Raw genomic sequence first — 13517 nt, 5'->3', positions numbered from 1 at the left:
TTGGGCAGACGGTACGGGATGGCAGCCGTCCACCCTACTCCTGTCACGGGCGCCCGGCATGTGCCGGACGTGGCGTCTACGCTGCCGGCAGCGGCTGGCTCAGACCGTGCCGCGGGTCTTGCCGATCCAGGGCCGGTAGAACTCGCGGATGGTCGCCATGTCTGCGGCATCATCGCCGGTCGGCGTGAACAGCGGGCCGATGCCGATGGTCTTTTCCGGGTAGTGGAAATACGCGGCCAGAATCGGCACGTCGGCCATCCGCGCAATCTTCAGGAAGCCGGCCTTCCAGTCCTTCACGGCCTTGCGGGTGCCCTCGGGGGTGATGGCGAACCACATCTTCTCGTTGTTGCGCAGCAGGTCCACGGCCTGGCCGACAGTGCCCTGCGGCGAGCTGCGATCCAGCGGGATCACGCCCAGCTTGTGCAGCAGCGGGCCCAGTGGCCACCAGAACAGCGAGGCCTTGCCCAGCACCTTCACTTTCATGCCCAGTGCGATCTTGGCGGCCATGCCCCACAGCCCGTCCCAGTTGGACGAATGCGGAGCGATGATGAAGACCAGCCTGGGGACGTTCGGCAGCGTACCGGTCACTTTCCAGCCGCCCATGCGCAGCGTGCAGCGCGCCAGCCAGCGCAGGAAACGGTTGGGCTTGACCTGCGGCATGTTCGGCGGAATGGCCGGCAGCAACGGCGTCGGGTTGTTCAAGCAATCACTCCCAGTCACGTGATGAGCGCCCGCGCTTGATCTGCGCGCGCCCGCGTTTGGCGTCCAGACGACGCAGTTTCGACCCTAAGGTCGGCTTGGTGGCCTTGCGTGGTTTGGGCACGCTCAGCCCGGCCTGGATGAAGGCCGCCAGCCGCTCGCGCGCATCCTCGCGATTGCGATCCTGGGTGCGGAAACGTTGCGCGTCGATGACCAGCACGCCTTCGCCGGTCATGCGCCGGTCGCGCCGCGCCAACAGGCGCTCGCGCAGCGGCTCGGGCAACGAGGGCGAACCGGCCACGTCGAAACGCAGTTCCACCGCGGTGGAGACCTTGTTGACGTTCTGGCCGCCGGCACCACTGGCACGCACGAAACGCTCGACGATCTCGCCGTCGGGGATTTCAAGCTGCGCGCTGATGATGACCGGTCCACTGCCCATCCGCGCATTGTAGCGGCAGCCGCGTTGCCGTGGCTGCCATCACGCCCCGTATGCCGCCGATCAGGCACCGAACACGCCGCCTTCGCCTTTGCCGGGGGTATGCTTGCCATCCCGTGTACTGCAGGACGCTCCGCATGATCCGCTTCGTTCCCTCCCTGTTGCGCCGCGCGGCCCTGCTGCTGGTGCTGGCCGCAGCAAGCGCACCGGTGCTGGCCGCAGCCCCCACCGATGGCGACATCAACCGCCTGCTGTCGGCCTCGCGTGCGCAGAGCATGATCGACACCATGCTGCCGCAGATCGAAGCGATGCAGCAGCAGCAGTTCCAGCAGGTCGCCGCACAGCGCAAGCTCAACGCCCAGCAGCAGGAACAGCTGCAGCGCATCCAGGCCCGTACCAGCCAGACCCTGCGCCAGGCACTGTCGTGGCAGCAGCTGCGGCCGATGTACGTGGACCTGTACAAGAAGACCTTCAGCAAGGAAGACGTGCTGGCCATGGCCGAGTTCTACGAGAGCCCGGCCGGCCAGAGCCCCGGCACCACCCTCAGGCGTCGACGACCTGCCAACCGAACAGGTCCAGCGCCTTCTGGAATTCACCGTCGACCGGGGCGCGCACGTCCAGCGTGCCGCCATCCGGATGCGGGAAGCGCAACCGCTCGGCGTGCAGCAGCATGCGGTGCACACCCTGCATGCGGAAGTTGCGGTTGTGCCGGCCATCACCATGGCTGGTATCGCCGATCAGGTGATGTGACAGGTGCTTCAGATGCCGGCGGATCTGCCGGAAGCGCCCGGTCAGCGGCTGGCAGCGCAGCAGCGCATAGCGCGAGCTGGTGAACTCGCCCACCGGTACCGACAGTTCGCCGGTAGCCAAGCGCTGGAAGTCGGTGACCGCCGGCTTCTTCACCGGCTTGCCGGGACCGCCGTCCAGGTCGTGGTCGACCTGCCACGCCTCCTCGGCCGGCCAGCCACGGCAGACGGCCAGGTAATCCTTGCTTACCTCCCCGCCCATCAGCGACTTGCCCAGCGCACTGGCCGTATCACGGTCGAAGGCCAGCAACAGGCAGCCGCTGGTGGCGCGATCCAGGCGGTGGACCAGGAAGATCGGCCGGCCCAGCTGCTCGCGCAGGCGATCGGCGAGGAAATCATCTTCGCCACGGGCCAGCTTGCTGTCATGGACCATCAGCCCGGCCGGCTTGTTGACCACGGCCAGCCGTTCATCCAGGTGCAGCAGCTGCAGGGGCGCGGTTTCAATCTCGACCGCGGCGAGGGTGTCAGGTTCGGTGCTCACCGCGCGATTATCCGGATGACACGCTGAATAGGGTAGTGCCGGCTGCTGGCCGGCAACGTCGACGTCGAGGTCGCCCGATGACTGCGGTTGCCGGCCAGCGGCCGGCACTACCGCACCAGGCCAGCGACCCGTGCTACCGGGGTGACGCCCGGTCAGGTGTTGCGCAGCGCCAGCAGTTCGCCATTGCCCACCGGCACCAGGCTGGTGGTGAACGCCGCGTCGGCGGCCAGCAGGGCGCGCAGCGGCGCCATCTCACCGGCATGCGAGGTGGCGTTGTCGACCACCAGCAGGCCGCCGGGGCGCAGTACCCGACGCAGTTGCGGCCACCAGCCCGCGTACTGCCCGCGATTCGAATCCAGGAACAGCAGGTCGATGCAGCCCTCGTCGGCCTGCGCCAGCCACTGCCCGGCATCACCGTGGACCAGGTTGATGCGCTCGCCCAATCCACTGCGGGCGAAATTCGTGCGGGCCATCGCCACCTTGTCGGCGGCGAACTCCAGCGTGGTTACGTGGCCGTCGATGGCAGCGGCGGCCTCGGCCAGCCACAACGTGGAATAGCCGTTGGACGTGCCGATCTCCAGCACGCGCCGTGCGTTGCCGAAACGCACCAGCACCGACAGCAGTTCACCGGTGTCGGCGGTGATGTTGAGCATGCGGCGGTCGCGCTCGGTTTCGCGCGCATCGTTGCTGGTGCCGAAGCGGGCCAGTTCATCCTTCAGTGCAGCCAGGTCCATCGGCTCGATCTCCGCGGTACGGGCAATCGCCGGATGGCGATGCGCCAGCACCATTCTCGCTGCTTCCACAGCGCGTGTCCGTATCCGCGCATTGACGTCATCCACCTCCTATGGACTCCACCGTCAACAGTCGGTGGCGGACGCTGCACCTGTCCTTCTCGTTGCGCAGCAAAGCCTGGGGGGAGCGTCGACACATTTTCGTAATTTTCTTAGTCCCTGTTTCACCGGGCCATTGCGATAGTCCGCGCCCGCTGCAGTGCATTCAACGCATCTGCCGCATTTCCCCTGGATTCCCGCAAGGACATGGCCATGGCCCACGACATCCTGGCAATCGGCGCCCACCCTGATGACATCGAACTGGGCTGTGGCGGCAGCTTGGCCAAGCTCGCCTTCGCCGGCGCCCGCATCCATGCCCTGGTACTCAGCCGGGGTGGACGCGGTTGTCACGATGGCGCTGATCGCAGCGACGAGTCGCATCGCGCGCTGCGGCGACTCGGCGCCTGGCAGGTGCTGCAGCATGATTTTCCGGATACCTGTTTCCCGTCCTGCCGCAACGCCATCATCAGCGCCCTGGAACAGGCGTGCGAAGCCATCCAACCGCAACGCGTCTACACGATGTGTGGTGAAGACCATCACCAGGATCATCGCACCGTCCATGAAGCCTCGATCGTCGCCTGTCGCAGCGTCCCGCAGATCCTGTGCTACGAAAGCCCAAGCACGCTGCCGCAGTTCGCACCGCAGGTGTTTGAAGACATCAGCGTGCAGTTGGAGCTGAAGATCCGCGCACTACGCGAACACGCCAGCCAGGGCGATCGCCATTACATGCAGGAAAGCCACCTGCGCTGCCATGCCCAGTTCCGCGGCCAGCAGGTGGGCATCGGCCCCAGCGAGGGCTTCCTGCCCCATCGGCTGGTGCTGTGATGAAGACCCTGCTGTTCCTGGCGATGTGCGCCTTCATCGTCGTGCGCCTGCTGGTCCACGCAACGCGCAGGCCCAGCGGGCAGCTGCGCAGCATCGATGCGATCGTGCCTGCCTACAACGAAGCACCATGCCTGCAGCGTTCGCTCACCGATCTGCTGCAGAATCCGTACATCGCGCGGGTGATCTGCGTGAACGATGGCTCCACCGATTCCACCGCGCAGGTGTTGGACGCACTGCAGCTGCAATGGCCGGGGCGACTGCTCGCCGTGCACCAGTCCAACACGGGCAAGGGCGGCGCGTTGATGCACGGGCTGCAGCATGTGACCACCGCCCAGGTGTTCCTGACCGATGCTGACACCCGCATCGATCCGCGCAGTACCGGCCTGGGCCACCTGCTGGCGGAAATCGAACGGGGTGCCGACGCAGTGGGTGGTGTGCCATCGTCCTGCCTGCAGGGCGCCGGCTTTCTTCCGCACGTGCGGGCCAGCCTGAAGCTGCCGATGATCGTCATCAAGCGCAGCTTCCAGCAGTGGCTCGGCGGAGCGCCGTTCATTGTCTCCGGCTCCTGCGGGCTGTTCCGCACCAGCGTGCTGCGCAAGGTAGGTTTTTCCGACCGCACCCGGGTCGAAGACCTGGACATGTCCTGGTCGCTGGTGGCCCAGGGCTACCGGGTGCGGCAGAGCATCCGCTGCGTGGTGTACCCGCAGGAATGCAGCACGTTGGTGGAGGAATGGCGACGCTGGCGGCGCTGGATCGTCGGCTACGCCGTATGCATGCGCCTGCATCGGCGGTTGCTGCTGACCCGCTTCGGGCTCTTCAGCATCCTGCCGATGATCCTGCTGGCGCTGGCGGGGATCGCCGCTGGGCTGCAGGTGGGATTTGGCGCCGCTACGGTGCATGGCCCCGCTGGCCTGGTAGTGGCGATGGTGCCGCTGGTCTGGATCGGCATCGTGATGGCATTGGGTGTGGTCAGTGCCGTGCACCACCGGCGTCCATGGCTGGTACCGGCGGCAGCGTTCTCCGTGCTGTATGTGCTGCTGGCCTATGCGGTCTGGCTGATCCACGGACTGAAGGGGCTGTTCACCGGCCGCGAGCCCGCACGCGACAAGCCAACGAGGTATCCGCATGTGGTGGAGTGAACTGGAAGCAATGGCCAGCGAACTGGCATTGCTACAGCCCCACCTCGATCCATGCGCGGACATATCGCCACAAGCCACGGTACGCGGCGCGGTGAGTGTCGGCGTCGGCAGCCGCATCTGCCACGGCGCCCACATCCAGGGTCCGGTGTTGATCGGACGCGACTGTCTGATCGGCAATCATGCGCTGCTGCGTGGTCCGCTGCGTATCGGCGATGGCACCCGCATCGGCTTTGCCAGCGAACTCAAGAACGCCGTGGTCGGCCAGCGGGTCAGCATCGGTCCGCAGTGCTTCATCGGTGACAGCCGCATCGACGACGACGCATATCTTGGCGCTCTCGTACGCACAAGCAATCACCGCCTCGACGGCGCGTCGATCGCCGTGCATGTCGATGGCCAGATCGTCGACAGCCAGCGCGACAAGCTCGGCGCATGGATTGGCGAAGGCGCGGCGCTGGGCGTCGGCGTGATCATCCTGCCCGGTCGCATCGTCGCACCGGGCAGCCAGTTCGGTCCGCGGATCACCGTGGAACGGAACCTGCCCGCAGGCCGCTATCGCCTGCTGCAACACCTGCATTCCCAACCCCTGGAGTAATCACCATGCGATTCATCAATCGTGGCGTACTGCCGTGCGCCCTGCTGCTGGCCGCCGCCAGCGCCCATGCCGGCGTCGACCGTGTTTCCCTGCAGCTGGACCACACCGATTACAACGAAGGCTTCGGCAAGCGCGACGTGCAGACAATGGATGTGGCAGGTCGCACCGGCGCCAGCCGCTGGCACCTGGGCCTGGCCCACGGCGAGCGCGATTACGGCACTTCGCGCTACAGCGGAAACCGGGTGCAGGGTTCGTTGCATCACGACTGGTCAGCCACCGTCGCCACGCGTACGTCGGTGATTGCGTCCAACGACGATCCGGTCTTCGTCAACCGCCAGATCAACCAGGACATGCTGTGGAAGGTGGCCGGACAGACCGTGCTGAGCGTGGGCGGCAAGTACGCCGAGTACCACGGCAGCGGCTACGTGAGCGGCTGGTCGGTGGGTGCTTCGCACTACTTTCCGCGGGTGATGGCCTCGATCAAGCATGAGCGCCATCGCCAGTCCAACGGCCCCGACGGGTACGGCACCACCGTGTCGCTACGGCTGAAAGATGCCCAGGGGCGTGGCTCGACCCAACTGTGGCTGGGCAGCGGTACCTCCGGCTACAGCGCCGAGGCCGATCCGCTGTTGCTGCGCGAGCACGATGCCCGGCGCGTGTTCCTGCGCCGCAGCCAGCCGCTGGGAGAGCACCTGGTACTCGACGTCGGGCTGGGCAAGACCTGGCACAAGACGCGCCTGGATCGTTTCCAGAGCCTGCATTCGCAGGTGGGCCTGGGCTACCGCTGGTAAGCCCATCGGCGACGACGGTCCGCCGTCGTCGCTGCTTCAGCAGGCTGCGGTCATCGCCACCACGCACGCGCCAGTGCGAACGCTCCAACCGCACCGGACACCCAGCTCCACGCCGGCACGTCGCCCCAGTACCAGCCCGGCGGCTGCAGCACGTACATCAACGCGGCGATCGCCAGCAGGCCGACGCCGGTGATCGCACCGACCGCATGCTTCTGCAGGCGCTGCAGGCTCGCATCGAGCGCAACCAGATCGCGCGAGCGCATCGCCAGTTCATGGCGACCTTCCACCTGCTGGGTCAGCCAGGCGTGCACCAGGCGCGGCATGTCTGGGGCATGGGTCATGATTTCCGGCAGGCGCTTGCCGATCTCGCGCACCACGCGGCGCGGGCTGTAGCGCTCGCGCAGGATTTTCGCCAGCACCGGCTTGGCCACGGCCCAGATGTCGATCTGCGGATCGAGCTGGCGGCCGACGCCTTCGATGTTGAGCAGGGTCTTCTGCAGCAGGATCAACTGCGGCTGCAACGTCAACTGATAGCGCTGGGCCACGCGGAACAGCTTCATCAGCACCTCGGCCAGCGAGATCTGCGACAGCGGGCGGGTGAAGTACGGCTCGCATACCGAACGCACAGCCGCTTCAAGATCATCGATGCGCACGTTGTCAGGCATCCAGCGCGCCTGCACGTGCAGTTCGGCGATGCGGCGGTAGTCGCGGTTGAAGATGGCCATGAAATTCTCGGCCAGGTAGTACTGATCTTCCTGCGAGAGCTGGCCCATGATGCCGAAGTCCAGCGCGATGAAGCGCGGGTTGTCGCGGCGCATCGGATCGATGTCGACCCAGATGTTGCCGGCGTGCGCGTCGGCATGGAAAAAGTTGTCGCGGAACACCTGGGTGTAGAACACCCGCACGCCTTTGGCGGCCAGCGCCTTGCGGTCGATGCCGGCCTTGTCCAGCGCGGCGATGTCGTCGGAAGGAATGCCCCATACGCGCTCCAAGGTCAGCGCGCGCTCGGCGGTATGGCTCCAGATCACTTCCGGTACGTACAGGTCGTCGGAGTTCTCCCAGAAACGGCGCAGCACGCTGGCATTGGCGCCTTCGCGCTGCAGGTCCAGCTCGGCGGCCAGGGTGTTCTCCACCTCGGCCACCACTTCGCGCGGGCGGATCTTGTCGGCGCGCGGATGGGTGCGCTCGACCAGCGTCGCCAGCGAGTTGAGCAGGGCGATGTCGGCGTCGATCTGCTTTTCGATGCCCGGGCGCAGCACCTTGACCACCACCTGGCGGCCATCGGCCAAGGTGGCCGCGTGCACCTGCGCGATCGACGCCGAGGCCAGCGGTTCTGTATCGAAACTGGCGAAGGCTTCGCTGACCGGCAGGCCAAGCGCTTCCTCGACGATGCGGCGTGCCGCGTCGCCGTCGAAGGGCTTGACCCGGTCCTGCAGCAGGGTCAGTTCATTGGCCACGTCCGGCGGCACCAGGTCGCGACGGGTGGACAGGATCTGCCCGAACTTGACGAAGATCGGCCCCAGGTCCTGCAGCGCCAGGCGCAGGCGTGCACCCCGCGACTGTGCCGCGATGGCGGCCGATGCGCGCGGCACGAACGGCTTGGCCAGGCGCAGCCAGCGCTCGGCCGGGGTGCCCTGCAGCAGGTCGTCGAGGCGATAACGCAGGATCACCCGGCCGATGCGGCTGGCCCGCAGCAGCGCCTTCATGCGGCACCCCGCAGGCGCTGCACGCGTGCGCCGAGGCGCTCGACATCGTCGCGCAGCACGTCCACGTCATCGTGGAAGGCATCCAGCTCGGCACGTGGTACCACGTCGCGCGATTCCTCGGTGATGAATTCAGCGGCGCTATGGGCGAGGTCGATCGCACCCTGGCGGGCATGCTGCAGGGCGCTGCGCAGGGTGTTGGCCACCTGCACGCCCAGCACGTCGCCGAACACGCTGACGAACGGCTGCTGCCAGTCCGGATCGAAGCCCTTGGCCAGCTGCTGCAGGCGGCGCGCCAGCTCGGCATCGCCGGCCACGCGCACGCGCCCCTTGCCGTTGTCAGCGCCCTGGCGGGCACGCGCCAGCAGCGGCAGCTGTGCCAGCACGCCGGCCAGGCTGCTGCGCACGGCCAGGTCGGCTTCCTGCGCATCCACCGGGCCAACCCGCAACTGGTCGCCGTCGACGCTGATGCGCATTGCCAGCGGCGGCGCGTCCAGGGTCAGGTCGATATGGCGACCGTCGAGGCTGGCCAGTGCGTGGCGGGTATCCGGATCCAGCGCCAGCGCGCGGTTCAGGGCGATCTGCAGAGCGCGGCCAGCGACCGGCTTGAGGGACTTGAGCAGGGAAAGAGCCATGTGCGCATTCTACCTGCGTGGGTGGGGGGCTTGGGCCGGGCTGCCGCCCGGCACCCGCAGACGCAACGGCAACATCAAAAGCCGACGTCCTGTGGGGAGGCGGGGCGGTGTGGGTTTGCGGGGCCGCCGTGAACCCGTCCTTGGGGGCTTGGTCGCCGCATCCATGCGGCTCACACCCCGCAAACCCACACCGCCCCGCCTTCGACAGGTTTCCGGTAGCCATTTGCGGTAGTGCCGGCCGCTGGCCGGCAACCTCGGTCGGTTGGTAGGTGTCGACCTTGGTCGACACGGTAGATCAGGGGCATGCGCAATTGACGCGTGCGAAGGGATTTGTGGTTCATCTGTGCCTCACGCGGAAGGCCGACGAAGGTTCATGCTATGGAGCCACGCAACGCACAGGACATCGCATTTCCATGGCACGGACACGGGTTGGCATCATCTTCGGTGGCAGGTCTTCCGAACACGAAGTTTCGCTGCAGTCGGCGAAGAACATTCTCGACGCGCTCGACCGCGAGCGCTTCGAACCGGTGCTGATCGGCATCGACAAGCAGGGCCAGTGGCACCTGAGCCAGCCGGACACCTTCCTGCTCAATGCCGAGGATCCGGCGCGCATCGCCCTGCATCCTTCCGGTACCGCGCTGGCGGTTCTGCCCGGCACCGAGCAGGCCCAGCTGCAACCGACCGATGCGGGCAGCGCGCTGGGGCAGATCGATGTGGTGCTGCCGATCGTGCATGGTCCGCTGGGCGAGGACGGTGCGCTGCAGGGCCTGCTGCGTATGGCCAACCTGCCCTTCGTCGGCTCGCCGGTACTGGGTTCGGCGGTGGCCATGGACAAGGATGTAACCAAGCGCCTGCTGCGCGATGCCGGCCTGCAGGTGGCGCCGTGGGTGTGCATCCGCCGCCATGAAGCCGATGCGGTCGATGTCGATGCACTGATCGCGGCACTCGGCCTGCCGCTGTTCGTGAAGCCGGCCAACCAGGGCTCATCGGTGGGCGTGAGCAAGGTGAAGGACGCCGACGGTTTCGCCGAGGCATTGCGGACTGCGCTGCGCTACGACCACAAGGTTCTGGTGGAATCGGCCGTGGTCGGCCGCGAGATCGAATGCGCGGTGCTGGGCAACGAGCGGCCGCAGGCCAGCATCTGTGGCGAGGTGGTGCTGCACGACGAGTTCTACGCCTACGACACCAAGTACATCAACGAAGATGGCGCCGAAGTGGTGGTGCCGGCCGCGATCGACGCGGCGACGCAGGCGCGTATCCAGGACATCGCGCTTCAGGCGTACCAGGTACTGGAATGCGCCGGCATGGCGCGCGTGGATGTGTTCCTGACCGCGGATGGTCGGATCGTCATCAACGAGGTCAACACGCTGCCCGGCTTCACCCGCATCAGCATGTATCCGAAGCTGTGGGGCGCTAGTGGCGTGGGCTACACGGCGCTTATCACGCGCCTGATCGAACTGGCGATGGAGCGGCACGACGCCGATCGCCGATTGCACAGCGCGGTGCGCTGACCGCGCTTCGGCAGTGCCGGCCGCCGGTCGGCAACCCCGGGTAATCGAGGTTGCCGGCCAGCGGCCGGCACTACTGCTCAAGCGGTCATGTGCGCTTGCGGAACATCGAGATCACCGCCAGCACCAGGAACACCACGAACAGGATCCAGGCGATGTTGCTGGCGGCACCGGCGATGCCGGAGAAACCGAGCACGGCGGCGATGATGGCGATGACAAAGAAGATGACGGCGTAATGCAGCATGGTGCTCCTCGCAGGTGGTCGGCCGTGGGTGGCGTTGTGTCCATCCTGCGCATCTGCCGGTGTGCAACCGGTGATGGCGATCTCTGCGCGTAATGAAGGCTTCAGCGCGGTGATGCCGCCGTCATGATGCGGCCTTCAGTCGTCGCAGCCCTTCTTCGATGCTGACCTGCGGCACGTAGCCGAAATCACGGCGCGCCGGCTCCATGCTGTACCAGTGCGGCGTGCACAGCTGCTCGGCCAGGAAGCGCGTCAGCGGCGGCTCGCCACGCAGGCGCAGCAGCGGCCACAGCCGCTCGCAGATCGCGCCGATCCGATACGCCGTCTTGAAGCTGATCGCCTTGTCCACGGTTGGAGCGCCCACCGCCTGCAGCAGCTTGTTGACCAGCTCGCGCATCGGCAGCGGTTCGCCATTGGAAATGAAGTACGCCTTGCCGGCGCAGGCCGCGCCCGGTGCCAGCGCCTCGAAGGCGAGGAAATGCGCCAGCGCGGCGTTGTCGATGTACGTGGTATCGACCTTGTTGTTGCCGTCGCCCACCAGGCGCAAACGGCCAGCACGTGCACGATCGGCCAGGCGTGGCACCAGCTGCTGGTCGCCCGGGCCCCAGATCAACCGCGGACGCAACGCCACGGTTGCCAGGGTCGCGTCATTGGCCGCCAGCACGCGCTGTTCGGCAATCGCCTTGGTCGCCGCGTAGGGCGCCTGGAAATCCTCGCCATACGGCACTTCGTCCGCACCCAGTCCTTCCACCGGGTGCGTGGCGCGGTGGGTCACGCTGGGCGTGGAGGTGTAGACCAGCCTGCCGATGCCATGCGCACGGCAGGCGGCGATGACGTTGTCGGTGCCGACCACGTTGGCCTGGTGGTAGCTGTCATAGCTGCCCCACGCACCCGCCTTGGCACCGTTGTGGAACACCGCATCGACGCCGGCCACCGCATGCAGCACCGCCTGCGGATCGGCCAGGTCACCGCGGATCTGGCCCACGCCCAGCGCCTGCAGTTCCGGGTAGTGGCTGCGGTTGAATGCCAGCACCTGGTGGCCACGTTCGACCAGGCCACGGCACAGCGCCTGGCCAAGGAAACCACCACCACCGGTGACCAGGATCTTCATGCGCGCTTCTCCAGTTCGGCGCGTGCCCAGACGGCGAGCTTCTCGCGGCCGATCTTGGCGTTGTGACGGATATCGACGGGGAACGCCGGATGCATCAGCACGTGTTCCAGCTTCATCTCGGGCAGACGCGCAGCGGCCGTGGCATGCAGCGCCTCGCGCAGGGCAGGGCTGTCGGACTGGCCACGCTGCAGCTCCACGCACAGCACCGGCACCTGCGCACCGGCCGCGCCGACGCCCACCAGCGCCGTGCGTGCCACGCCGGGTACGGTGTTGAACACCGGCTCGACCTGTTCGGTGTACAGCGGACCGTGGGCGGTTTCCACGCGATGGGTCTTGCGGCCACAGAACCACAGCCGTCCCTGCGCATCGAAGTAGCCGACATCGCCCATGCGATGCACGATGCGAACGCTGCCATCGGCCAGGGTTTCGCTGATCTTCGCCGCCGCCGTCGCCTGCGGACGGTTGAAATAACTGTCGGTGGCCGTCGGCCCGGCCACGGTGATCTCACCGATCTCGCCCACGGCCAGTACGCGCGCCTGCGACCAGTCCGGCAGCGGCGCATCGTCGATGGCGATGATGCGTACTTCGTTCGGTACGACCACGCTGCCGACGCAGGTGCCGGCACCGCCCTCGGTGGCCGCGCGCGTACGCTCCAGCTCGCGCGCCTCGACCACCGCCACCGGCAGGCACTCGGTCGCGCCATACGGCGTCCAGAACTGGGCATCGGCCGGCAACAGGCTGCGAATGGTGGCGACCACGTCCGGCGGCACCGGCGCACCGGCCGAAGTCACCCGGGTCACCGTCGGCAACGGCCGCCCGTGCCGCGCCAGCACCCGCATCAGCGCGGGCGAGCCGAACAGCTGGGTCACGCCGAAGCGCTGAATGGCGTCATGCAGGCGCGCCGGGTCGGCCTGGGCCGGCCGGGTCGGGTCCATGTCCGGAATCACCGAGGTCAGGCCCAGTGCCGGATCGAACAGCGCAAACGGCGGGAAGGTCGGCAGGTCCACCCCGCCCGCCTCCATGCCGAAGGCGCTGCCCAGCAGCTCGATCTGGCCGACGAAGTGGCGGTGGCGGTAGACCACGCCCTTGGGCACGCCGGTGGAGCCGCTGGTGAACAGGATCGCCGCCGTGTCCTCGCCATCGGTGTCGGCCAGCATCGGGCCGCTGTTGGCGCCGGCACGCTCCAGCGCGGCCAGCGTGGTACCGCCCCAGCCCAGGCGGCGACCGACCGTGACAAGACGGGTCGCCGAAGGCGCCCAGCGCAGCGCCAGCCGCGCCACGTGGGCCAGCGGGATGCCGATGAAGGCCTGCGGCTGTGCCTCGTCCAGGCACTGCTTCAGCGCGCGCTTGTCGATGCCCGGATCGACCAGCACCGGCACCGCGCCCAGCTTGAACAGGGCGAACATCAACAGGAAGAACTCCGGCGACGGCCGCACCATCACCACCGTGCGCACCCCGCGGCCGATCCCGTAACCGGCCAGGCCGGCCGCCATCGCATCGCTGCGGGCGTCCAGCTGGCGGTAATCCAGGGTCACGTCGTAGGCCGCCATGCCGTTGCCGGCGCCGCGGCGCCCGGGGCAGCGGATGGCGATCTGGTCGGGGCGTTCACGCGCCAGCTCGGGCAGCCGCGCGGCGATGTTGCAGGATCGGTTCATCCGTTCATTGTCGCCGCTTACGGAATTTCTTGCGCGGCGGCCGCCAGCGTGGAAAATCCGCATCC

General features: G+C 67.3%; 14 protein-coding genes and 1 pseudogene. 6 read left to right on the top strand and 9 right to left on the bottom strand.

Features of this window, described 5'->3' with window-relative positions:
* Nucleotides 1-99: 99 nt before the first annotated feature.
* Together AB4Y98_RS06200 and arfB are read right to left on the bottom strand one after the other, a co-directional pair.
* On the bottom strand, nt 100-702 hold the full coding sequence (locus tag AB4Y98_RS06200; protein ID WP_025875827.1) for a lysophospholipid acyltransferase family protein: 603 nt from the start codon (nt 700-702) through the stop codon (nt 100-102).
* A 4-nt stretch (nt 703-706) separates the two neighbouring features.
* The gene (gene arfB / locus AB4Y98_RS06195) at nt 707-1138 is read right to left on the bottom strand and encodes an aminoacyl-tRNA hydrolase (RefSeq protein ID WP_442243990.1); all 432 of its coding nucleotides are present in this window, start codon (nt 1136-1138) and stop codon (nt 707-709) included.
* A gap of 134 nt (nt 1139-1272) precedes the next feature.
* On the opposite strand from arfB, the pseudogene AB4Y98_RS06190 reads away from it, so the two are divergent.
* Nucleotides 1273-1665 (top strand): annotated as a pseudogene (locus AB4Y98_RS06190) (DUF2059 domain-containing protein); the annotation flags it as partial.
* Between the two features lie 13 nt (nt 1666-1678).
* On the opposite strand, the gene AB4Y98_RS06185 reads toward AB4Y98_RS06190, so the two are convergent.
* Together AB4Y98_RS06185 and AB4Y98_RS06180 are read right to left on the bottom strand one after the other, a co-directional pair.
* A complete protein-coding gene (locus AB4Y98_RS06185) occupies nt 1679-2422 on the bottom strand; it encodes a pseudouridine synthase (RefSeq protein WP_312108683.1) in 744 nt (247 codons plus the stop codon).
* A 152-nt stretch (nt 2423-2574) separates the two neighbouring features.
* Nucleotides 2575-3156 carry an O-methyltransferase gene (locus AB4Y98_RS06180; protein WP_442244041.1) on the bottom strand — a complete coding sequence of 194 codons (582 nt, stop codon included), beginning with the start codon at nt 3154-3156 and terminating at the stop codon, nt 2575-2577.
* A 309-nt stretch (nt 3157-3465) separates the two neighbouring features.
* Between AB4Y98_RS06180 and AB4Y98_RS06175 the strand changes: the two genes are divergently transcribed.
* From AB4Y98_RS06175 to AB4Y98_RS06160, 4 genes are read left to right on the top strand one after another with little or no spacing between them, the layout of a single operon-like run.
* The gene (locus tag AB4Y98_RS06175) at nt 3466-4077 is read left to right on the top strand and encodes a PIG-L deacetylase family protein (RefSeq protein ID WP_442243989.1); all 612 of its coding nucleotides are present in this window, start codon (nt 3466-3468) and stop codon (nt 4075-4077) included.
* A complete protein-coding gene (locus AB4Y98_RS06170) occupies nt 4077-5216 on the top strand; it encodes a glycosyltransferase (RefSeq protein WP_363734276.1) in 1140 nt (379 codons plus the stop codon). The genes AB4Y98_RS06175 and AB4Y98_RS06170 overlap by 1 nt, the downstream gene beginning before the upstream one ends.
* A 10-nt stretch (nt 5217-5226) precedes the next feature.
* Entirely contained in the window at nt 5227-5808 is a 582-nt protein-coding gene (locus AB4Y98_RS06165) for an acetyltransferase (RefSeq protein ID WP_363734274.1), read from the top strand.
* Nucleotides 5809-5813: 5 nt separating this feature from the next.
* Nucleotides 5814-6599: a YaiO family outer membrane beta-barrel protein gene (locus AB4Y98_RS06160; protein ID WP_312786675.1), complete on the top strand. Its 786-nt coding sequence runs from the start codon at nt 5814-5816 to the stop codon at nt 6597-6599.
* Between the two features lie 50 nt (nt 6600-6649).
* On the opposite strand, the gene ubiB is transcribed toward AB4Y98_RS06160, so the two are convergent.
* Together ubiB and AB4Y98_RS06150 are read right to left on the bottom strand one after the other, a co-directional pair.
* Complete coding sequence (gene ubiB, locus AB4Y98_RS06155; protein WP_442243988.1) at nt 6650-8305, bottom strand: ubiquinone biosynthesis regulatory protein kinase UbiB; 1656 nt, start codon at nt 8303-8305, stop codon at nt 6650-6652.
* The gene (locus AB4Y98_RS06150) at nt 8302-8937 is read right to left on the bottom strand and encodes a ubiquinone biosynthesis accessory factor UbiJ (RefSeq protein ID WP_025875838.1); all 636 of its coding nucleotides are present in this window, start codon (nt 8935-8937) and stop codon (nt 8302-8304) included. The genes ubiB and AB4Y98_RS06150 overlap by 4 nt, the downstream gene beginning before the upstream one ends.
* Before the next feature lie 413 nt (nt 8938-9350).
* Here AB4Y98_RS06150 and ddlA point away from each other — a divergent pair, with 413 nt between their 5' ends.
* Nucleotides 9351-10448 carry a D-alanine--D-alanine ligase gene (ddlA, locus tag AB4Y98_RS06145; protein WP_363734270.1) on the top strand — a complete coding sequence of 366 codons (1098 nt, stop codon included), beginning with the start codon at nt 9351-9353 and terminating at the stop codon, nt 10446-10448.
* A gap of 85 nt (nt 10449-10533) precedes the next feature.
* On the opposite strand, the gene AB4Y98_RS06140 is transcribed toward ddlA, so the two are convergent.
* From AB4Y98_RS06140 to oleC, 3 genes are all read right to left on the bottom strand, one after another.
* Nucleotides 10534-10689, bottom strand: a complete 156-nt coding sequence (locus tag AB4Y98_RS06140) for a DUF1328 domain-containing protein (RefSeq protein ID WP_025875842.1) — start codon at nt 10687-10689, stop codon at nt 10534-10536.
* 121 nt (nt 10690-10810) lie between these two features.
* Nucleotides 10811-11797 carry a 2-alkyl-3-oxoalkanoate reductase gene (oleD, locus tag AB4Y98_RS06135; protein ID WP_105163252.1) on the bottom strand — a complete coding sequence of 329 codons (987 nt, stop codon included), beginning with the start codon at nt 11795-11797 and terminating at the stop codon, nt 10811-10813.
* Nucleotides 11794-13452, bottom strand: a complete 1659-nt coding sequence (gene oleC / locus AB4Y98_RS06130; RefSeq protein WP_442243987.1) for an olefin beta-lactone synthetase — start codon at nt 13450-13452, stop codon at nt 11794-11796. The genes oleD and oleC overlap by 4 nt, the downstream gene beginning before the upstream one ends.
* Nucleotides 13453-13517 lie beyond the last annotated feature (65 nt).

This window comes from Stenotrophomonas sp. 2YAF26, assembly GCF_052114625.1.
In the GTDB taxonomy this organism is placed as follows: Bacteria; Pseudomonadota; Gammaproteobacteria; order Xanthomonadales; family Xanthomonadaceae; genus Stenotrophomonas; species Stenotrophomonas indicatrix.
This window is presented reverse-complemented; position numbering and strand designations above follow the sequence as displayed.